This is a genomic window from Streptomyces sp. NBC_01267, from assembly GCF_036241575.1.
GTDB lineage: Bacteria > Actinomycetota > Actinomycetes > Streptomycetales > Streptomycetaceae > Streptomyces.
In genome coordinates this window covers 7,310,785-7,334,739 of the sequence record NZ_CP108455.1, presented here as the reverse complement: position 1 = coordinate 7,334,739, position 23,955 = coordinate 7,310,785, and the positions used below count along the sequence as shown (strand labels likewise).

Below are 23,955 nucleotides of genomic sequence, written 5' to 3'. Positions count from 1 at the left end.
GGGTCAGTCCTCCTGAAGGGAAAGGGTGGTACCACCGGAGTCACCGGTGGCCTCGGCGATCCTGGCGGCCAGGATCGGCCCGATCTGGGCCAGCGATCCCGCCTGGGTCATCTGGTCGTGCCGGGTGGTGATCTCGTGGGATTCGATCCGGCCCGTGATGTACGGGCGCCAGACCTCTGGACCGGCGTCGTCATGGCCCCGGTCGATCGTGGAGTTGAACAGCAGTAGATCCCCGTCGTACCTGCCGGGGACGAAGTCGACCGCCAGCTTCGCGTTGTTGATCATGATTTGGACGATCACCTCGACCTGCCGCTCGTTCAGGCCGGCCAGCGCGCTGCCCCGCCGGTTCAGCACCTCGGCGACCTCGGCGTAGGTGATCTCCTGGTCGTCCAGCTCGTCCGGGTCGACGTCGAGCACCCCGACGAGCACGTCCCGCACGGTGGGTACCGGCTCCTCCTCGAACCGCACGTCCTTCACCGGGTAGGCGTCGAGGATCGCCAGCAGTGCGGTCCGCTCGCCGCGGGCCTGCAGCTCGCAGGCCAGTGCGTGGGCGATCAGGCCACCCGCGGACCAGCCGAGCAGCAGGTACGGGCCCTCCGGCTGGATCTTCTGGACGTGGTCGGCGTAGTCGGCCGCCATCTCTTCGTAGGACGTCGGCAGCGGCTCGGGCCGGCCGAGGCCGCGTGCCTGGATCGCATAGACCGGGTGCTGCGGGCCGAGGTGGTTCAGCAGCCCGCTGTACGACCAGCTGATGCCGCCGCCGGGGTGGACGCAGAACAGCGGTGTGTCCATCCCGGTCGAACGCAGTGGCAGCAGCACATCCAACGCGTCGTCCGGATCGTTCATGGCCAGGTGTTCGGTGAGTCCGGCGACGGTCGGCGCCTCGAACAGCAGGCGCAGTCCCAGCTCCAGGCCGAGGGTCTCGCGGACCCGGGAGGCCAGCCGGGCGGCCAGCAGCGAGTGCCCGCCCAGATCGAAGAAGCCGTCGTCGATGCTCACCTGCTCCCGGCCCAGGACCTCGGCGAACAGGCCGCACAGCAGTTGCTCCTGCGGCGTCCGGGGGCCGCGCCCGGCATCCGACGCCCCGTAGTCGGGGGCGGGCAGGGCGACTCGGTCCAGCTTGCCGTTGGCGGTCAGCGGCAGCGCGTCCACGGTGACGAACGCCGCCGGCACCATGTAGTCGGGCAGTTCGCGGCGCAGTCGGCCGGACAGCTCGGTCATCTCGGGTGCACCCTCGGGAGCGGGCACCAGGTAGGCGACCAGCCGCTTGTCTCCCGGCCGGTCCTCACGGGCGACCACGGCGGCCTGGGCGACACCCGGGCAGCCCGCCAGGACGGCCTCGACCTCTCCGGGCTCGATCCGCAGACCGCGCAGCTTGACCTGGTGGTCGACGCGTCCGGCGAACTCCAGCGTGCCGTCGGGGAGCCACCAGGCAAGGTCGCCGGTGCGGTACATACGGCTCCCGGCCGGCCCGTACGGGTCGGCGGTGAAGCGCTCCGCTGTCAGGCCGGGTCGGCCGAAGTAGCCTCGGGCCACACCCGTCCCCGCGAGGTACAGCTCACCGACCATGCCGGTCGGCATCGGCCGCAGCCGGTCGTCGAGCACGTAGGCACGCATGTTCGCCATCGGCCCGCCGATCGGCACGGTCGCGGCGTTCTCGGGGAGGCTGCGCACCGGGTGACAGGTGGCCAGGGTGGTGGCCTCGGTAGGCCCGTACCCGTTGACCACCTCGATACCCGGGCAGGCCGTGAGCACCCGGGCGGCAGCGGCCGGGGAGACCACGTCGCCGCCGGTCCACACCTCGCGCACCCCGGTGAGCAGGCCCGGACGCTCCTCGGCGACCAGCCGGAACAGTCCGGCTGTCAGCCACAGACCGGTCACCCCGTGCGTGGCGATCGTGTGCTGAAGCAGGTCGAGGTCGAGCTGCTCGGGCGGTGCGACCACGACACGGCCACCGTTGAGCAGCGGAACCCACAACTCGTAGGTCGAGAGGTCGAAGGCCGTCGGGGAGTGCATCAGCACCCGCTCATGTCCGCCGCCGCGCCATTCGGGGGTCAGCGCCAGGCCCACCACGTCCCGGTGGGTGACGGCCACGCCCTTCGGCCGTCCGGTCGAGCCGGAGGTGTACATGATGTACGCCACCTGCCCCGGTTCACAGGGGACGCCGACGTCGGACGGGTCGGAGGCCGCGGACTGCATGAGTGCGGCGAACACCTCCGGGGTGAGCACCAGGGCGGCTCCGCTCTCCCGCAGGATCAGGTCGATCCGGGAGGAGGGGAAGCGGGAGTCCAGCGGTACGTAGGCGCCGCCCGCTTTGATGATCGCCAGGATCGCCACGACCAGCTCCGCCGAGCGGTCCATCAGGACCGCGACCGGGGTCTCCGGCCGTACGCCCTGGCGGATCAGCGCCCTCGCCAGGCGGTCGGCCCGCAGGTCGAGCTCCGCGTAGGTCAGCTCGGTGCCGCCCGCCACGACCGCGACCGCGTCCGGGGCGACCCGCACCTGGCGGGCGAACAGCTCCGGCACCGAGGCCGACGGCAGCTCCACGGCCGTGTCGTTGAACCCGTGCAGCAGCCGGTGGCGTTCGGCGTCGGACATGAGGTCGATCCGGCTGATCGGCCGGTCCGGGTCGGCTACCGCCGCGCGCAGCAGGCGGGCCCAGCGCTCGAACAGCAGCTCCACCGTGGACCCGTCGAACAGGTCGGTGGCGTACTCCACCGCGCCGACCAGGCCGTCGGCGCCGCCGTCCGGGCGGAACTGCTCGGCCAGACTGAACGTCAGGTCGACCCGTGAGGTCCCGGTCGGCGCCTCCAGGTGGCCCGTCTCCAGCCCCGGCAACGCGAACTCGCCGAGCGGCGCGTTCTGCAGGGCCAGCATGATCTGGAACAGCGGGTGGTGGGCCAGCGACCGCACCGGGTTGGCCACCTCGACCAGGTACTCGAACGGCACGTCCTGGTGGTCGTACGCGGTGAGCGCCTTCTGCCGCACCCGGCCGAGCAGTTCGGTGAAGCCGGGGTCGCCGCTGGTGTCGGTGCGCAACACCAGGGTGTTGACGAAGAAACCGACGAGCTCGTCCAGCGCCTGGTCGGTACGGCCGGCGATCGGGCTGCCGATCGGGATGTCCGTACCGGCACCGAGCCGGGTGAGGAGAGCGGCGAGACCGGCCTGGAGCACCATGAACATGCTGGTGCCACGCGCGGTGGCCAGGTCGCGCAGCGCCTGGTGCAGCTCGGGGTCCAGCCGGACCACGACCCGGTCGCCCCGCTGGGAGGCCACCGGCGGCCGGGGCCGGTCGGCGGGCAGCTGCACCTGCTGCGGGATTCCCGTCAGCTCGTCCTTCCAGTAGGCCAGTTGCCGGGCGAACAGGCTGTCGGGATCGGCGGCGTCGCCGAGCAGGTCGCGTTGCCAGCCGGTGTAGTCGGCGTACTGCACCGGCAACGGGGACCACTGCGGCTCCTCGCCCCGGCAGCGCGCCGCGTAGGCCGTCGCGAGGCCGCCGGAGAGCGGCCCCATCGACCAGCCGTCGGCGGCGATGTGGTGCACCACGACCAGCAGCACGTGCCGGTCGGGGGCGAGAGCGTACAGCTCGGCCCGGATCGGCGGCTCCGCGGCCAGGTCGAAGCCGCGCCGGGCCGCTTCCGCCAGCCGCTCGGCCAGCCGGCTCTCGTCGAGTTCGACCACCGGCAGCGCCGGGTGTGCCTGCGCGGTGCTCAGCACGACCTGGTACGGGACGCCGTCGGTCTCGCGGAAGACCGTCCGCAGGCTCTCGTGCCGGGCGATCACGTCCGCGAGCGCGGCGTGCAGGGCCGGCCGGTCGAGGCCGCCGGTCAGGCTCAGCGCGAGCGGCATGTTGTAGGTGGCGCTCGGCCCGTCCATCCGGTGCAGGAACCACAGACGCCGCTGGGCGAAGGACAGTTCCACGCGCTTCGGTCGGGGCCGGGCGGTCAGCGCGGGCCGCGCTGCTCCGGAACCGTCCAGGTGGGCTGCCAGTCCGGCCACGGTCGGGGTCTCGAACAGGGTCCGGACCTCCAGCTCTGCGCCGAGCGTCACCCGGACCCTGGAGGCCAGGCGGGTCGCCAGCAGCGAGTGTCCGCCGAGGTCGAAGAAGCTGTCGTCGACCCCGACCTGTGCCAGCCCGAGCACCTCGGCGAACAGCTCCGCGAGGAGCTGCTCCTGTGGGGTACGCGGTGCCCGTCCGGCAGCGGCCGGGCCGAGATCGGGGGCGGGCAGTGCGCGCCGGTCGAGCTTGCCGCTGGCCGTCAGCGGCAGCGTGTCCAGCGAGACGAACGCCGACGGAACCAGGTAGTCGGGCAGCCGCCCTTGCAACCAGACGCGGAGTTCGCCGAGAAGGGCGCCGGTGCCACGGCTGCCGGTCGGGCGGTTGGTCAGCGAGGAAAGTGCCCTGCCGGTGGCCCCGGCCGGCCGGTACGGCTCGACCCGCGAGCCGTGGAGAGCCTGTGGATCGGCGAGGACGACGTCCACGGCGTCAGCCGCGGTGTCCGACCAGGTGACGGCCACCACGCGGCCGAACTCCCGCCCGAGGGCGTGGAAGTCCTCCGGGTCGGGGAGGTCGCTCTCCGCCGGGGCGTGCAACCGCTCCTGCAGTTCCGCGAGCGGCCCGTCCTCGTCCTGTACCGCCCGGGCCAGGGCGGCTTCCGCCACCACACGGCGATTCGGCACCCCGGTGATCCGCAGCACCTCGGCGGGTGGCTGGTCGAGCAGCTCGCGCAGCCCGGCCAGACCGGTGATCTGCTGCCCCCATGCCAGCTCGACGGACCGGCTCGGGGTCTGCCGGGCGACCGGGGGCTTGTGCAGCGTCACGTCGTAGCGGTAGCGGGTCAGTTCGTTGTGGTGACGGCCGCGCTTGACCTCAACGGCCATCGCGCCGATGTCCGTGCCGTGCTCGTGCAGGACGGTGAAGAAGTCCGGGTCGACCAGGAGTTCCTTCTCCACCCTGAGAGCCTGCTCCACCGCACGGCGCACGGCCGCGCGGTCGGCGCTGTCGTCGGCCCGGTGCAGCTCGACAGCGGTGGCCAGCGGGCGCAGCAGTCGCAGGTTGCGGACGTCGCCGACGAAGAGCGCGCCGCCGGGGGCGAGCAGCCGCATCAGTTTCCCGATCACGTCCGCGAGGTAGTCGGCGGACGGGAAGTACTGCACCACCGAGTTGATCACGATGGTGTCGAACTCCCCGGCCGGCAGCCCGTCGGTGTCGTGCGCCGGACGGGTCTGCAGCACCAGACGCCCGGTCAGCCGCTCCTCCCGCGCGACCTGGGCGGTCAGGGCGTCGATCGCGGTGGCGGAGAAGTCGGTCGCCCAGTAGGTCTCGCAGTGGGGTGCGATCTGTGAGAGCAGCAGACCGGTGCCGACGCCGACCTCCAGCACCCGGCGCGGGCGCAGGGCCAGGATGCGGGCCACGGTGGCGTCCCGCCACTCCCGCATCTGCTCGACGGGAATCCGGTCGGCATCGTAACTACTGTTCCAACCCACGAAGTTGTGGCCGAAAGCCGCTTCGTCGGGGGCAATGGGCAGGTCGTCGTAGATGTCCTGCCACTCGCCCACGTGGTCCGCCTCCAGCCCGCTGTCCCGGGCCGCGTCCTGGTGCGGGACGACGTAGCCGACGAGCCGGTCGTCCTGGGCCGCGACGGCGGCCCGGGCGACGGCGGGGTGTTCGGCCAGGGCGGCCTCGACCTCGCCGGGTTCGACGCGGAAGCCGCGGACCTTCACCTGCTGGTCGGCGCGGCCGACGTACTCCAGCTCGCCGTCGGGCCGACGCCGCACCAGGTCGCCGGTGCGGTACATGCGCTCACCGGGTCCGAACGGGCAGGCGACGAATCTCCCCGCCGTCAGGCCAGGCCGGTCGAGGTAACCGCGCGCCAGGCCCGCGCCCGCGACGTACAGCTCCCCCGTCACGCCCGGCGGCACCGGCTGCAGTCGGTCGTCCAACACGTACACCCGGGCGTTGGCGATCGGCCGACCGATCGGCGGCACACCGGACCCCGGGGACAGCGGGTCGCTCATGGTCGCGCACACCGTGGTCTCGGTCGGGCCGTACGCGTTGATCATCCGACGCCCCGGCGCCCAGCGCTGCACCAGCTCCGGCGAGCACGCCTCACCCGCCACCACCAGCGTCGACACGGTCACCGTGCCGTCCGGCACTGCGGCGAGGACGGACGGAGGCACCGTCACGTGGGTGACGCCGAGGCCCGGGTCGGTCAGCGCGGCAAGCGGATCGGCGGCGACGGGGAGCACCAGGGTGGCGCCGCCCAGCAGGGCGGTGAAGATCTCCGACACCGAGGCGTCGAAGCTGGGCGAGGCGAACTGGAGCACCCGGCTGCCGGGTTCGATCGCGAAGCGCTCGATCTGTCCGGCGACCAGGCTCGCCACACCGCCGTGGCCGACCACGACACCCTTGGGGCGGCCGGTCGAGCCCGAGGTGTAGATCACGTACGCCGGATGCCGGACGTCGAGCGCGACCCCCGGGTCCGTGTCCGGCCAGTCACCCCCGACCACCATGGCCGGGTCGTCGACCACCACGGCCGGACGGGCATCGTCCAGCATGAACGCGATCCGGGACCGCGGATACGCCGGATCCACCGGCAGGTACGCCGCCCCGGCCTTCAGCACGCCCAGGACCGCCACCACCGACTCCACCGACCGCGGCAGGGAAACCGCCACCACCTGCTCCGGACCCACACCCCGCGCGATCAACGCATGCGCGAACCGGTTCGCCCGCACATCGAGTTCCCCGTACGACAACTCGACCCCGCCACAGACCAGCGCCACCGCCCCCGGCACCGCCGCCACCTGCGCCGCGAAGGCCTGCGGCACCGGGACGGCGCCCACGTCCCGGGCGGTCTCGTTGTCCCGTTCCAGCAGCCGGTGCCGCTCGTCGGCGTCCAGGAGGTCGATCCCTCCGATCGGCAGCTCCGGGTCGGCGGTGACGGCCTCCAGCAGGAGCGTCCAGCGCCGGACCAGAGCGGCGACCGTCGAGCGGTCGAACAGGTCGGTGGCGTACTCGACCGCGCCGGCGATTCCGGCCGGGCTCCCGTCCGGACCGAACTGTTCGACCATGCTCACTCCAAGGTCGAACTTGGCGGTTCCGGTCGCGACCGCGTACGTGGTGACGTCCAGGCCGGGCAGCGAGAACCGGCCCATCGGCGCGTTCTGCACGGCCAGGATGTTCTGGAACAGCGGGTGGTGGGACAGCGAGCGGGACGGGTTCAGCGCCTCCACCAGGTGCTCGAACGGCACGTCCTGGTGCGCGTACGCCGACAGCGCCGTCTCCCGCACCCGCCCCAGCAACTCCGCGAAACTCGGATCACCACTCGTATCAGTACGCAACACCAGCGTGTTGACGAAGAACCCGACCAGATCGTCCAGCGCCTCATCCGTACGCCCCGCGATCGGACTCCCGATCGGAATATCCGTACCCGCACCCAACCGCGTGTACAGCGCCGCCAACGCCGCCTGCAGCACCATGAACAGACTCGTCCCGGTACTCCGTGCCAACTCCACCAGATTGCTGTGCAGTTCGGCGTCGAGCTCCAGGCCGATGTGGTCTCCCTGCCAGCCGGCGACGGCCGGGCGGGGCCGGTCGGCGGGCAGCTGGAGCAGCTCCGGCAGGTCGGACAACTGCCGCTTCCAGTAGTCGAGCTGCTCGGCGAACCGGCTCCGCGGGTCGGCAGCGTCGCCGAGCAGCTCGCGCTGCCACAGCGTGTAGTCGGCGTACTGCACGGGCAGGGTCGGCCGGTCGGCCGTCCGGCCCTCGCAACGGGCCGCGTACGCCTCGGCCAGGTCGCGGGCCAGCGGCCCGGTGGACCAGCCGTCAGCGGCGATGTGGTGCATGACCAGCAGCAGCACGTGCTCGTCCGGCGCGAGAGCGAACAGCTCCGCCCGCAGCGGCGGCTCCGTCGCCAGATCGAAGGGCTGCCGGGCGGACTCGGCGAGCCCCTGCGGCAGTCCGCCCTGTGTCGCTACGGTCGGCCGGACCCGGAGGCGGACCGCAGCCGGGTCCAGTACGCGCTGGCAGGGTACGCCGCCGACCTCCGAGAACACCGTCCGCAGGCTCTCGTGCCGGGCCACCACGTCGGCCAGGGCCTGGTCCAGTGCGGGGCGGTCGAGCGTTCCGGTCAGCCGCAGCGCCAGCGGGATGTGGTACGTCGCGGCGGCGGCGTCCATGCGGTGCAGGAACCAGAGCCGGCGCTGGGCGAAGGACAGCGGAACCGCCTCGGGCCGTTCGTACGGGCTCAACGCCGGGCGGGCACGGCCGGCCTTGGCCAGCGCCTCGGCCAGGCCCGCCACGGTGGGCGCCTGGAAGAGTGCGCGCAGCCCGAGTTCCACGCCGAGCACCGAGCGCACCCTGGCGGCCAGCCGGGTGGCGAGCAGGGAATGCCCGCCCAGCCTGAAGAAGTCGTCGTCGACCGAGACCTGCGGCACGCCGAGCACCTCGGCGAACAGCCCGGCGAGGATCTGCTCCTGCGGAGTGCGCGGCACTCGCCCGCTCCCTGCGGGAGCGGCTTCGGGCGCGGGCAGCGCCGCCCGGTCCAGCTTGCCGTTCGGCGTCAGCGGCAACACGTCCAGCACCATGAAAACGGTCGGCACCAGGTAGTCCGGCAGCCTCTCGCGCAGGTGCGCCGCCAGCTCCGCGGGGCGGGCGGCCAGGTCGGAGCGGGCCACCACGTAGCCGACGAGCCGGTCGTCCTGGGCCGCGACGGCGGCCTGGGCGACGGCGGGGTGTTCGGCCAGGGCGGCCTCGACCTCGCCGGGTTCGACGCGGAAGCCGCGGACCTTCACCTGCTGGTCGGCGCGGCCGACGTACTCCAGCTCGCCGTCGGGCCGACGCCGCACCAGGTCGCCGGTGCGGTACATCCGCGCGCCCGCCGGACCGAACGGGCAGGCCGTGAACCGTCCCGCCGTCAGGCCCGGCCGGTCCAGGTAGCCGCGTGCCAGACCCGGGCCGGCAACGTACAACTCCCCTGCCACGCCCGGCGGTACGACGCTCAGCCGCTCGTCCAGTACGTACGTCCGGAAGCCCGCGACCGGTCGCCCGATCGGCGGCACACCGGACCCCGGGGACAGCGGGTCGCTCATGGTCGCGCACACCGTGGTCTCGGTCGGGCCGTACGCGTTGATCATCCGACGCCCCGGCGCCCAGCGCTGCACCAGCTCCGGCGAGCACGCCTCACCCGCCACCACCAGGGTGGTCGCCGTGAGTTCGGTGCCGTCCAGCGCGGCCAGGGCCGAGGGCGGCAGCGTCACGTGAGTGACGGAGAACCGGAGGTCCGTCAGGGCCTCCAGCGGAGTCTCGGCGGGGGCCAGGACGAGGGCGGCACCGGTGAGCAGCGCGCTGCACAGGTCCCAGAAGGACGCGTCGAAGCTGGGCGAGGCGAACTGGAGCACCCGGCTGCCCGGTGCCACGCCGAGCCGGTCGACCTGGGCCGCCACCAGGCCCGACACTCCGGTGTGGCTCACGACGACGCCCTTGGGGCGGCCGGTCGAGCCCGAGGTGTAGATCACGTACGCCGGATGCCGGACGTCGAGCGCGACCCCCGGGTCGGTGTCCGGCCAGTCACCCCCGACCACCATGGCCGGGTCGTCGACCACCACGGCCGGACGGGCATCGTCCAGCATGAACGCGATCCGGGACCGCGGATACGCCGGATCCACCGGCAGGTACGCCGCCCCGGCCTTCAGCACGCCCAGGACCGCCACCACCGACTCCACCGACCGCGGCAGGGAAACCGCCACCACCTGCTCCGGACCCACACCCCGCGCGATCAACGCATGCGCAAAACGGTTCGCCCGCACATCGAGTTCCCCGTACGACAACTCGACCCCGCCACAGACCAGCGCCACCGCCCCCGGCACCGCCGCCACCTGCGCCGCGAACAGCTCAGGCAGGCTCGCCCCGGCCGCCGCCCCGTCCTCGACAGCGGGCAGCAGATCGTCGCGTTCCTCGGCGGACAGCAGGTCGATGCCGCCGATCGGCCGGTCGGGCGCGGCGGCGACCTCGGCCAGCAGCCTGGTCCACCTGGCGGCCATGACCTCGACCGTCGAACGGTCGAACAGGTCGGTGCTGTACTCGACCGCACCGCTGAGCCCCGCCGGCGCTCCGTCGGGCCCGTACTCCTCCACGAATCCGAAGGTCAGGTCGAGCCGTGCGGTCCCGGTGAGCACGTCCATCCCGGAGACCTGGAGGCCCGGCAGTTCGAAGTCGCCCCCCGGCGCGTTCTGCACGGCCAGCCCGGTCTGGAACAGCGGGTGGTGGGACAGCGAGCGGGACGGGTTCAGCGCCTCCACCAGGTGCTCGAACGGCACGTCCTGGTGCGCGTACGCCGACAGCGCCGTCTCCCGCACCCGCCCCAGCAACTCCGCGAAACTCGGATCACCACTCGTATCAGTACGCAACACCAGCGTGTTGACGAAGAACCCGACCAGATCGTCCAGCGCCTCATCCGTACGCCCCGCGATCGGACTCCCGATCGGAATATCCGTACCCGCACCCAACCGCGTGTACAGCGCCGCCAACGCCGCCTGCAGCACCATGAACAGAGTTGCCCCCGATCGTCGTGCCAACTCCACGAGCGCTGTGTGCAGTTCGGCGTCGATCCGGAGTTCCAGCAGGTCACCGCTGTACGAGATGGCGGCCGGGCGCGGCCGGTCGGTGGGCAGTTGCAGCTGCTCGGGCAGACCGGCCAGCGTCTGCGTCCAGTAGGCGACCTGGCGGGCGAACACGCTGTCGGCGTCGTCCTCGTCGCCGAGGATCTCGTGCTGCCACAGGGTGTAGTCGCCGTACGTCACCGGCAGCGACGGCCATGCCGGTGCCCCGCCATCCTGCCGGGTGGCGTAGGCGGCGGCCAGGTCACGGGCCAGCGGGCCCATGGACCAGCCGTCCCCGACGATGTGGTGCATGACCAGCAGCAGCACGTGCTCGTCCGGCGCGAGAGCGAACAGCTCCGCCCGCAGGGGTACTTCCGAGGTCAGGTCGAAGCCGCGCACAGCCGCCTCGCGCAACAGGGCGGGCACCTCCGTCTCACCGGCCGTGCGCACGGCCAGCGGGAGAGCGACTTCGGTGGTGTCGAGCACCCGCTGGTACGGAATTCCGCCGGCGTGCGGGAAGACCGTGCGCAGGGTCTCGTGCCGGGTCACCACGTCCACGAGCGCGGCGCTCAGCGCGGCCCGGTCGAGGTCTCCGGACAGCCGCAGGGCCAGCGGCATGTGATAGGTGGCGCTCGGCGCTCCGAACTGCTGGAGGAACCAGAGCCGGCGCTGTGCGAACGACAGCGGCATCAGTTCGCGGCGGGGCCGGGGCACCAGAGCCTGCCGCGCGGTCCCGGCGTCGTGCAGCCCGGCCGCCAGTCCGGCGGGGGTCGGGGTCCGGAACAGGGCGCGCAGCTCCAGTTCGACCCCGAGGGTCGCCCGGACCCGCGAGACCAGCCGGGTGGCGAGCAAGGAGTGCCCGCCCAGTGCGAAGAAGTCCTCGTCGACCCAGACCCGCGCGAGGCCCAGCACCTCGGCGAACAGTTCGCACAGGATCTGCTCCTGGGGCGTGCGCGGGGCCCGGCCGCCGGCGGTCGTGCCCGGCTCCGGCGCGGGCAGCGCCGCCCGGTCCAGCTTGCCGTTCGGCGTCAGCGGCAGCGCGTCGAGCAGCACGAACGCGGACGGAACCAGGTATTCCGGCACCCGGTCGCGCAGGTACGCCGCCAGCGCAGCCGCGGACACCCCGGTCGAGTCCGAGGGGACGACGTACGCGACGATCCGGTCCTCCCGGGCGAGTACCGCGACCTGGGAGACGTCCGGGTGTGCGGTCAACTCGGCCTCGATCTCGCCCGGCTCGATCCGGAACCCGCGCACCTTGACCTGGTGGTCGACCCGGCCGGCGAATTCCAGCTCGCCGTCGGCACGCCAGCGCACCAGGTCGCCGGTGCGGTACATCCGCGCGCCCGCCGGACCGAACGGGTCGGCGACGAAACGTCCGGCGCTCAGCCCGGGCCGGTCCAGGTAGCCGCGGGCGAGCCCCGCTCCGGCCAGGTACAGCTCGCCCAGCACACCGGGGGCCACCGGTCGCAGCATCGAATCCAGCACGTAGACCCGGCAGTTGGCGATCGGACGGCCGATCGGCACCGGGAGCGGGCAGTCGGCGGGACCGGCCGGAAGTGCGTAGGCGGTGATCACGTGGGTTTCGGCGGGCCCGTAGTGGTTGTGGAGCACCCGGCCCGGCCGACGGGTCTGGAAGCGGCGCACGGCACCGCCCAGCCGCATCGCCTCTCCGGCCTGCGCGACCAGCCGCAGGTGCGGCAGTTCCAGCCCTGCCTCCTCGGCGGCCTCGGCCAGCGCCTCGACCACCAGGTTCGGCGCGAACAGCTCCTCGACCCGGTGCCGGTCCAGCCAGTGGGCGAACAGCTCTGCGCTGCGGCGCTGCTCCTCCGTCGGCACCACCAGGGTCTTGCCGTACAGCAGCGCGGACAGCACCTCCTGCACCGAGACGTCGAAGCTGATCGCAGTGAACTGCGCAGTGCGCGTGCCGGGTTCGCCACCGACGGCCCGGTGGTGCCACGCCAGCAGGTTCAGCAGTCCGGCGGCGGGCATCATCACGGCCTTGGGCCGGCCGGTGGAACCGGAGGTGTAGATGACGTAGGCGAGGTGCCGGGTGTCCACAGGGACGGCCGGATCGTGCTCCGGCTGCCGGTCGGACGGGGTGACGGCCGCGAGGTCGTCGAGCACCACGGCCGGGCGGGCGTCCTCCAGCATGTACGCGATGCGGGCGTCCGGGTAGTCCGGGTCGATCGGCAGGTACGCCGCGCCCGTCTTGAGCACCGCGAGGACGGCGACCACCAGCTCGGCAGAACGCGGCAGTCGCAGGGCGACGACCCGCTCAGGGCCCACGCCGCGCGTGATCAGTGCGTGCGCCAGGCGGTTGGCCCGGCGGTTCAGCTCGCGGTAGGTCAGCACGGTGTCCTCGAACACCACGGCCGGGGCCTCCGGAGTCGCCCGGACCTGCGCCTCGAACAGCGCGGGCAGGGTGACATCGGGGGCCGGGCAGGCGGTGTCGTTACGGGTGACCAGCAGCTCGCGCCGTTCCTCCGCGGTGAGGACGTCGATTCGGCTCAGCGGACGCTCCGGGTCGGCGACCACCGCCGCCAGCAGCCGCAGCCACCGGGCGACCAGCGCCTTCACCGTGTCGGGGGCGAACAGGTCGGTGCTGTACTCGACCCGCCCGATGATGCCCTCGGCCGGTCCGCCGGTGCCGCCGCGCTCCAGCAGGTGGAAGCCGAGGTCGAACATCGCCGTCGGCGTCCGCACCAGGACGATCTCAGCGGCCAGACCGCTCAGCTCGAACTCGGTGCGGGGCACGTTCTGCAGCGCGAGCAGTACCTGGAACAGCGGCTGCCGGGTGAGTGACCGGGACGGGTTGAGGGCCTCGACCACGTGCTCGAACGGCAGGTCCTGGTGCGCGTATGCGCCGAGCGCGCCCTCCCGGACTCGGACCAGCAGCTCGGCGAAGGACGGGTCGCCGCTGGTGTCCGTGCGGAGCACCAGGGTGTTGACGAAGAACCCGATGAGCTCGTCCAGCGCCTGGTCGGTACGGCCGGCGATCAGGCTGCCGACCGGGATGTCCGTGCCCGCACCGAGCTTGTCCAGCAGCGATGCCAGGCCGGCCTGCAGCACCATGTACACGCTGGCGCCGTGCTCCCGGCCCAGCCGGACCAGCCCGGCGTGGAGCTCCGCGTCCAGTTCGATCGCCAGGTGGCCGCCGGAGCAGGAAGGGGTCGCGGGACGGTGGCGGTCGGCGGGGAGCCGGATCTGCTCCGGCAGGTCCGCGAGCGTCCGCGTCCAGTAGTCGGTCTGACGGGCTAACAGGCTGTCCTGGTCGGCCGCGTCGCCGAGCAGCCGGTTCTGCCACAGGGTGTAGTCGGCGTACTGCACGGGCAGTGACGCCCACTGCGGCGCCCCGCCCCTGCGGCGCGCCGCGTACGCGGTGGTCAGGTCGGCGGCCAGCGGGCCCAGCGACCAGCCGTCACCGGCGATGTGGTGCATCACCAGGAGCAGTACGTGCTCGTTCGCCGAGACCTCGAACACCTCGGCGCGCAGCGGCGGTTCGGCAGCGAGGTCGAATCCGCGTGCAGCAGCCCCCGTCAGCAGTTCCGGCAGGGCCGACTCGTCGGCCGGGGTGATCGACAGCTTCGGGCGCGCCTCCCCTGCGGCCAGTACCCGCTGGTGGGGCACGCCGTCCGTAGCCGGGAAGACCGTGCGCAGGGTTTCGTGCCGGTCGACGAGGTCGCCCAGCGCCGCCTCCAGGGCCGCCAGGTCCAGCGGTCCCGAGAGCCGCCACGCGAGCGGCATGTTGTAGACCGACTCGGCGCCCTCCAACTGGCGCAGGAACCACAGCCTCCGCTGAGCGGACGACAGCGGCACCAGCTCGGGCCTCTCCGCCCGCTCCAGGGCGAGCCGGGCCCGGTCCGCGCCGCCCAGCCCGGCGGCCAGCCCGGCCACGGTCGGGGTACGGAACAGGGCGGACAGGGCCAGCTCCACGCCCAGCGTCGCACGGACCCGGGCCACCAGCCGGGTAGCGAGCAGGGAGTGCCCGCCGAGATCGAAGAAGTCGTCGTCGACACCGACCTGGGACCGGCCCAGTACCTCGGCGAACAGCCCGGCCAGCACATGTTCGTGGGGAGAGTGCGGTGCCCGGCCGGCCGGCGTCGCGCTGGACTCGGGCTCGGGCAGGGCGCGCCGGTCCAGTTTTCCGTTCGGGGTCAGCGGCAGAGCGTCGAGGGAGACGAACGCGGCCGGCACCATGTACTCCGGCAGCCGCTCGCGCAGGTGCTCCCGCAGGTCCTCCGGCCGAAGCTCCGCCCCGGTGACGGTCTGCAGGTAGGCGACCAGACGGGGGCCCTGCGCCCGGTCCTGCCGGACGATCACGGCGGTCCGCGCGATCCCCGGGTGCTCGGCGAGGACCGCCTCGATCTCGCCGAGTTCGATCCGGAAGCCACGGACCTTGACCTGGTCGTCGGTGCGGCCGAGGAACTCCAGATTCCCGTCCGGGTTCCATCGCACCAGGTCACCCGTGCGGTACATCCGCGACCCACCCGCACCGAACGGATCCGCCACGAACCGTCCCGCAGTCAGGCCCGGCCGGTTCAGATACCCCCGCGCCAACCCCGCACCAGCGATGTACAACTCACCCGGCACACCCGCGGGCACGGGCTGCAACGCAGCATCGAGCACATGCAGCCGGACACCACCGAGCGGCCGACCGATCACTTGGCACGGACTCGACTTCAGGTGCGCGACGACCGAGTCCACCGTGCACTCGGAGGGCCCGTAGTAGTTCAGGGCGAGCACCCCGTCGGCCGCCCGCAGCCGCTCCCACAGCTGCTCCGGAACGGTCTCCCCGCCCAGCGCGACCACCGAAGGACGCCACCGCGGGTCGTCCAGCAGACCGTGTTCGACCAGGACCTGGAGGTAGGACGCGGTGCCGCCGACAGTGTCCAGCCCGGCCCGCACGGCGTACTCGAGGTAGGCCTCCGGGTCGGACCAGGTCGCCTCGTCCAGGACGTGCAGCTCGTGGCCCGCGAACACGGCGAACAGCTGGTCGCAGGAGCCGTCGAAGGACACGGAGGTGGTCAGCCCGATCCGCATCCGCTCCCCCGGCCGGGAGATCAGCGGACGCTGGTTGGCGAACAGGTTGACCAGGCCGCCGTGCGTCGCCACCACGCCCTTGGGCCTGCCGGTGGAACCCGAGGTGTAGATCACGTACGCCGGGTGACCCGGATCGACGGCCACCCCCGGATCGACCGCCGGGCAGCCTGCCACCAGAGCGGCCGTCTCCGGCTCGTCGAGCACCAGCCGGGCAGTGACGCCGTCGGGCAGCCGCCCCAGGGTGCGGGTGTCGGTCACCGTCAGGACCGGGCGGGCGTCGTCGAGCAGATACGCGACCCGGGCCGCCGGATAATCGGGGTCGACCGGAACGTACGCCGCGCCGGTCTTCAACACCGCAAGGATCGCCACCACCAGCTCGGCCGACCTCGGCAGCGACACCGCCACCAACCGCTCCGGCCCAGCACCCCGCGCGATCAGCGCATGCGCCAACCGGTTCGCCCGCACGTCCAACTCCGCGTACGTCAGCGACACGTCACCGCACACCAGCGCGAGGCCGTCGGGAAGCATGCGCACCTGAGTCCGGAACAGCTCCGGCAGGCTCGCGGTGGGGGCCTCGGCCACCGGACCGGTAGCCAGCGCCGTCAGCTCATCGCGCTCCTCGGCGGTGAGCAGGTCGAGCCGGCTGAGCCGCCGGCGCGGGTCGGCGACCGCGACGCGGAGCAGCCGCTCCCACCGCCCGATCATCGTCTCGACGGCGGCCGGGTCGTACAGGTCGCAGGCGTACTCGACGGACCCGTCGATGCCCTCCGGGGAGCCGTCCTCCGCGTGCCGCTCGGACATGGTGAAGATCAGGTCCAGCTTGGCGGTGGTCGACGCCGACGGCATCTCGCCGACGCGCAGCTCGGGCGGCGCGAAGTCGGCCCGGGGTGCGTTCTGCAGCGCCAGCATGACCTGGAACAGAGGGTGGTGCGCCAGCGACCGGGACGGGTTCAGGACCTCGACCAGGTATTCGAACGGCAGGTCCTGGTGGGCGTATCCGGCCAGCGCGGTGTCCCGGACCCGGTCCAGCAGCTCGGCGAACGTCGGATCGCCCGAGGTGTCGGTACGGAACACCAGGGTGTTGACGAAGTAGCCCACCAGTTCGTCCTGAGCCTGGTCGGTCCGGCCGGCGACCGGGCTGCCGACCGGAATGTCGTCCCCCGCGCCGAGCTTGCTCAGCAACGCCGCCAGCCCGGCCTGGAGCACCATGAACAGACTGGTCCCGTGCGCACGGGCGAGCTCGCGAAGACCGCGGTGCAGCTCGGCGTCGAGACCGGCGAGCACAGAACCGCCCCGGTGCGAGGCGACCGCCGGGCGGGGCCGGTCGGTCGGCAGCTGGATCCGCTCCGGCAGACCGGCCAGCTGCCGGGTCCAGTAGTCCGCCTGTCCGGCGAACAGGCTGTCCCGGTCGGTGGAGTCGCCAAGCAGTTCGTGCTGCCACAGGGTGTAGTCGGCGTACTGGACGGGCAGGGGAGCCCACTGCGGCTCCTCGCCGCGGCGGCGCGCCGTGTAAGCGGCGGTCAGTCCCTGCACGAGCGGGCCCAGCGACCAGCCGTCACCCGCGATGTGGTGGAGCACCAGCTGGAAGACGTGCTCGTCCGGCGCCAGCTCGAACAGCCCGGCCCGCAGCGGCACATCGACCGCCAGGTCGAACCGGCAGTCCTTCGCCGCCGCCATCAGAGCGGACAGCTCGGCCTCGGTGGTCCGGCTCACGAGCAGCCGCGGGCGGGCTGCATCCACGTCCAGCACCTGCTGGTGCGGCACTCCGTCCACCGCCGGGAAGACGGTGCGCAGGCTCTCGTGCCGGGCCATCACGTCGGCCACAGCGGCCTCCAGGGCCCGCCGGTCCAGATCCCCGGACAGCCGCCACGCCAGGGAGATGTGGTAGTTCGCGCCTGCACCCTCCAGCTGGTGCAGGAACCACAGCCGCCGCTGCGCGAACGACAGCGGGATCACCTCGGGGCGCTCGCGCCGCGCCAGGGCGGCCTGCGCCGGTCTGGCCGCTGCCAGGGCGGCGGCCAGACCTGCCGGGGTCGGCGCCTCGAACAGGGTGCGCAGCGGCATTTCCACGCCGAGCGTCGCGCGGATCCGGGCGGCCAGGCGGGTGGCGAGCAGCGAGTGCCCGCCCAGCTCGAAGAATCCGTCCTCGACGCCGGCCGACGCCACACCCAGGACCTCTGCGAACAGCCGGCAGAGGATCTGCTCCTGCGGGGTGCGCGGCGCACGGCAGGTGGCCGCCGGGGTGAGGTCGGGGGCGGGCAGGGCCCGGTGGTCCAGCTTTCCGTTGACGGTCAGCGGCAGTGCGTCCAGCATGACGAACGCCGACGGCACCATGTACGCCGGCAACCGCTCGCGCAGGTGCCCCCGCAGGTCGTCGGAGCGTGGTGCGGCGCCCGCGGCCGGCACCAGGTACGCGGCCAGTCGGGTGTCGTCGGACCGGTCCTGCCGAGCCAGGACGGCGACCTGGGCGATCCCGGGGTACGCGGCCAGCGCCGCCTCGATCTCGCCGAGCTCGATCCGGAAGCCGCGCACCTTCACCTGCTGGTCGGCCCGGCCGACGTAGCGCAGGCTGCCGTCCGCCGCGCGGCGCACCACGTCGCCGCTGCGGTACATCCGCGATCCCGGTGGTCCGAACGGGTCCGCCACGAACCGCCCGGCGGTCAGGCCGGGCCGGTTCAAATAGCCGCGCGCCAGGCCCGCGCCCGCCACATACAGCTCGCCGGGCACGCCCGGGGCCACCGGTCGCAGGCCGCCGTCCAGCACATACGCCCGCAGGTCCGGGAGGGCCGCGCCGACCTGGCCGACGGCGGTCCCGGACCGGTCGAGGGCCGCGTACGTGACATGCACCGTGGTCTCGGTGATGCCGTACATGTTGACCAGCCGCGGCGCGTCCTCCGCGTGCCTCTGATACCAGCTCGCCAGCCGGGCGTGCTCCAGCGCCTCGCCGCCGAACACCACCGTGCGCAGGGCGAGTCGGCGGCCGGTCTCCGGAGCCTCCGCATCCGCCTGCATCAGCTGGTAGAAGGCGGAGGGCGTCTGGTTGAGCACCGTCACCCGCTCGTGGGCGAGCAGTTCCAGGAACCGGCCGGGCGAGCGGCTGGTCTCGTGGTCCACGACCACCAGGCGGCCGCCGTGCAGCAGCGGGCCCCACAGCTCCCACACCGAGAAGTCGAAGGCGTAGGAATGGAAGAGGGTCCACACGTCATCGGCGCAGAACCCGAACAGATCCCTGGTGGTGCCGAACAGGCGCACCACGTTGCGGTGCGGGACCACCACACCCTTGGGGTTGCCGGTGGAACCGGAGGTGTGGATGACATAGGCGGCCTGGCCCGGGTCGACGGCGACCCCCGGGTCCGTGTCCGGCAGCCCGTCCAGGTCGACGGTGTCCAGCAGCAGCCGGTCCACGTGCTCCGCCCCCAGCCGCTCGTCGGCCCGGCTCGTCGTCACGAGCAGCGCGGGCCGGGAGTCCTGGAGCAGATAGGCGATCCGGGCGGCCGGGTACTCCGGGTCCACCGGTACGTACGCGGCGCCGGCCTTGAGCACCGCGAGCACCGCCACGACCAGCTCCGCCGAGCGCGGCAGGGCCAGCGCCACCAACTGCTCCGGCCCCACCCCCCGGTCGATCAGGGCGTGCGCCAGCCGGTTGGCACGCGCGTTCAGCCGGCCGTACGTCAGAGTGGTCTCGCCGTCCGTGAGGGCGGTCGCGGCCGGGTTCGCCCGCACCTGCCGCTCGAACAGCGCGGGCAGGCCGCACTCCGGCAGCTCCCCGCCCTGGTCGGAACCGGCCGGCAACAACGCACGGAGCTCGTCGGCGGACAGCACGTCCACCTGGCCGATCCGTCGGCCGGGGTGGGCGACGACGGAGCGCAGCAGCCGCAGCCACCGTTCGACGATCTCGGTGACGGTGGCCGCGTCGAACAGGTCGGTGCTGTACTCCACCACGCCCGACAACCCGTCCTCGCCGGGCTGTTCGGCCAGGACGAAGGTCAGGTCGCACTTGGCCGTTCCGGTGGGTACCAGGTCGGTCGCCACTCGCAGCCGCGGCAGGTCGAAGGTGCCGAACGGGGCGTTCTGCAGGGTGAGCATGGTCTGGAAGAGCGGGTGGTGTGCGAGCGTCCGGGTCGGGTTCAGCGCCTCCACGAGGTGCTCGAACGGCACCTCCTGGTGCGCGTACGCGGCCAGCGCGTCGGAGCGCACCCGGCCCAGCAGTTCGGTGAACGACGGGTCGCCGGACAGGTCGGTGCGCAGCACCAGGGTGTTGACGAAGAAGCCGACCAGGTCGTCCAAGGCCTCGTCGGTGCGTCCCGCGATCGGGGTGCCGATCGGAACGTCGGTACCGGCGCCGAGCTTGCCAAGCAGGGCGGCCAGACCGGCCTGGAGCACCATGAAGAGGCTGGCTCCGCCGTCGCGGGCGAGTTCGCGCAGGCCCTGGTGCAGCTCGGCGTCGATGCGCACCGGAAGGTGGGCGCCCCGGTAGGACATCACCGTCGGCCGGGGACGGTCGAAGGGCAGCTCGACCTGGTCGGGCAGGTCCGCCAGCCGCTCCCGCCAGTACGCGAGTTGGCCGTTGAGCAGACTGTCCGGGTCGGCTCCGTCACCCAGCAGCTCCTGCTGCCAGAGGGCGTAGTCGGCGTACTGGACCGGAAGCGGCGACCACTCCGGCTTCGCCCCCTCGCTGCGGGCCGCGTAGGCGGTCGCCAGATCCCGCGAGAGCGGGCCCGTCGACCAGCCGTCACCGGCGATGTGGTGCACCACCAGCAGCAGTACGTGCTCCTCGGCGCCGAGCCGGAACAGTTCGGCGCGCAACGGTGATTCCTCGGAGAGCTCGAAGCCGTACCGCGCCGCCTCCGCCAGCCGGTCCGGCAGGTCGCGCTCACCGACCTCGGTCACCCGTAGCCGCGGCCGTGCCACGTCGAGGTCGAGCACCCGCTGGCACGGCACTCCGTCGACCACCGGAAAGACGGTGCGCAGGCTCTCGTGCCGCTCGACCACGTCCGACAGGGCGGCTTGCAGGGCGCGCTGGTCCAGGCTTCCGGACAGCCGCAGAGCGAGCGGGATGTTGTAGGTGGCACTCGGACCCTCCATGCGGTGCAGGAACCACAGTCGGCGCTGCGCGAAGGACAGCGGGACCGTCGCGGGCCGTTCGCACCGCCCCAGCGCCGGCCGCGCCCGGCCCGCGACGTCCACCGCACTCGCCAGCTCAGCCACCGTCGGCGCGTCGAACAGTTCGCGCAGCCTCAGCTCCACGCCCAGCACGGACCGCGCCCTGGCGATCAGCCGGGTGGCCAGCAGGGAGTGTCCGCCGAGGTCGAAGAAGTCGTCGTCGACACCGACCTGCGGCAGGCCCAGCACCTCGGCGAACAGCCCGGAGAGCAGGTGCTCGACCGCGGTGCGCGGAGCTCGGCCCGGTGCGGTGGGCTGCCGCTCGGGTGCCGGGAGGGCGCGCCGGTCGAGCTTGCCGTTCGGGGTCAGCGGCAGTGCGTCCAGCACCACGAGCGCCGACGGCACCATGTATTCGGGCAACCGTTTCCGCAGCCGGGCCCGCAGTGTGTCCGTGTGGACGACCTGCCCCGTGGCAGGGACGACGTAGGCGACCAGCAGGGGTTCCTCGTCGGTGCGCACCGTGACGGCCGCCTGCGCGATCCCCGGGTGCTCGGCGAGGACCGCCTCGATCTCGCCGAGTTCGATCCGGAAGCCACGGACCTTGACCTGGTCGTCGGTGCGGCCGAGGAACTCCAGGTTCCCGTCCGGGTTCCATCGCACCAGGTCACCCGTGCGGTACATCCGCGACCCGCCCGCACCGAACGGATCTGCCACGAACCGCCCCGCGGTCAGACCCGGCCGGTTCAGATACCCCCGCGCCAACCCCGCACCAGCGATGTACAACTCACCCGGCACACCCGCGGGCACGGGCTGCAACGCGGCATCGAGCACATGCAGCCGGGCGTTGGTGACGGGGCGGCCGATGACCGGGCGCGGGCTCGATGCCGTGGGCGCGGCCACCGAGTTGACGGTGCACTCCGAGGGTCCGTAGAGGTTGAGGCAGGAGGCCCCGTCGGCGGCCCGCAGCCGCTCCCACAGCTGCTCGGGGACGGCCTCGCCGCCCGCCGCGACCAGCGCGGGACGGCGCTGCGGATCGTCCAGCAGTCCATGGGCGACGAGGACGTGGAGGTAGGAAGGGGTGGCCTCGACGTAGTCCAGCCCGTGGCACGCCGCGTAGTCGACGAAGGCCTCCGGGTCGGTCCAGGTCGCATGGTTCAGAACGTGCAGCTCGTGGCCCGCGAAGAGGGCCATCAGCTGGTTCCAGGAGGCGTCGAACGACACCGATGTGGTCAGCGCCACCCGCAGCCGCCGCCGGTCCACCAGCAGCGGTGCGAACTGCACCAGCCGGTGGTCGGTGAGCAGGTCGAGCAGGCCGCCGTGCCTTGCCACCACACCCTTGGGCCTGCCGGTGGAACCCGAGGTGTAGATCACGTACGCCGGGTGCCCCGGATCGACGGCCACCCCCGGATCGACCGCCGGGCAGCCTGCCACCAGAGCGGCCGTCTCCGGCTCGTCGAGCACCAGCCGGGCAGTGACGCCGTCGGGCAGCCGCCCCAGGGTGCGGGTGTCGGTCACCGTCAGGACCGGGCGGGCGTCGTCGAGCAGATACGCGACCCGGGCCGCCGGATAATCGGGGTCGACCGGAACGTACGCCGCGCCGGTCTTCAACACCGCAAGGATCGCCACCACCAGCTCGGCCGACCTCGGCAGCGACACCGCCACCAACCGCTCCGGCCCAGCACCCCGCGCGATCAGCGCATGCGCCAACCGGTTCGCCCGCACGTCCAACTCCGCATACGTCAGCGACACGTCACCGCACACCAGCGCGACGAGGTCCGGAGTCGCCCGGACGTGCTCCCGGAACAGCTCCGGCAGGCTCGCGGTGGGGGCCTCGGCCACCGGCCCGGTGCCGAGGGCCGCCACCTCGCGGTGCTCCTCGGCGGTGAGCAGGTCGATCCGGCCAACCGCTTCGTCCGGGTCGCAGTCCGCGACGGCGTCGAGAAGGGCGAGCAGCCGCTGCTGGTGCGCGGCGAGGTCGTCGTCGCCGTACGCCTCCGGCGCGCCGTGCAGCCGGAGAAGCGGGGGGTTGCCGTCCCGGTAGTCGAAGAGCCAGACGGCCAGGTCGGTGGTCGACCCCGACACGAAGTGGTGAACCGAGGCAGGGTGCCCGGCGAAACTAGGCCTGGCGTTGAAGGCCATAATGTTGATGATCAGCGGGAACGCCGTTCCGATGCTGCCGGGCGCGCCGAGGTCGCGCAGCAGGTCCTCGCTGCGGTAGCGCTCGTGCGCGACGGCCGACTCGACCTCCCGCGCCACCTGGGCGACGAGATCGCCCCACGGCATGTCCGGTCGCACGGTCAGCCGCAGGGGCACGACGTTGGACATCGTGCCGGGCACCGACATCAGGTCGCGGTCGGAGCCCCGACGGGCGGTGACGGGGAGGGCGAGCACCACGTCCTGGGCGCCGCTCAGACGGTGGGCGTAGAGCGCCGTCGCCGCGACCACCACCCGGGACCACCTGACACCGGCCCGGCCCGCCGCCGCTCGCAGTGCCTCGGGGTTCCGCAGCTCCAGCTCCCCGGCCACGCGCAGGGCCTGGTGCGGGTCGGTCGCGGCGGTGTCGGTGAGCCGTGTCGGGGCGGGCAGATCGGCGAAGCGCTCGGTCCAGTAGGAGCGGTCGGCGCTGAAGTCGGCGGACGAGCGATAGGCGGCGTCGCTGTCGACCAGGTCCCGTAGCGAGCCGAACGGAGACGGCGGAACGGCACCGCTCCCGGCCAGTGCCGAGTACACCTCGCCGACCCGCTGCCGGACCATGGAGCTGCTGATCGCGTCCAGCACCACGTGGTGGTAGTTCAGGTACCAGAGGAACTCCGTCGGCGACAGCCGGATCAGCGCATGGCCGAACAGCGGATCACGGGAGAGGTCCAGCGGACGGGCCAGGTCCCGCTCCATCCAGTCCATGGCCGCCGCCCGGGGATCTGGCTCCGTGCCGAGGTCGAGGTGGACGGGCGCCCAGTCCCAGGTCTCGCGGAGGATCTGACGCGGGCCTTCACCGTCGTCGACGAAGGTCACGTGCAGGGCGTCGACCTCGTCGACCACTCGGCGCAGCGCGGCTTCGAACAGCTCCGGGTCGACCGGCCCGTGGATCTCCAGGCATTCACCGACGCGGTAGCCCGGGATCGGTGTCCGGGAGCGCTGCTCGGCGAGCCAGATCTCCCGCTGGGCCGCGGTCAGGGGAAGGACGTCTCCGTCGCGACGGGACATGGGGGTACC

1 protein-coding gene is annotated in these 23,955 nt (G+C 72.7%); it reads right to left on the bottom strand.

Features of this window, described 5'->3' with window-relative positions; translation table 11 throughout:
- Window positions 1-3 precede the first annotated feature (3 nt).
- Window positions 4-23,946 (bottom strand): non-ribosomal peptide synthase/polyketide synthase, encoded by a 23,943-nt coding sequence (locus tag OG709_RS32680; RefSeq protein ID WP_329168719.1) that lies wholly within the window; start codon window positions 23,944-23,946, stop codon window positions 4-6.
- Window positions 23,947-23,955 lie beyond the last annotated feature (9 nt).

Excerpts from the sequence above, each read along its gene's own strand:
- OG709_RS32680 (WP_329168719.1), bottom strand. The coding sequence starts at position 23,946 with ATGTCCCGTCGCGACGGAGACGTCCTTCCCCTGACCGCGGCCCAGCGG.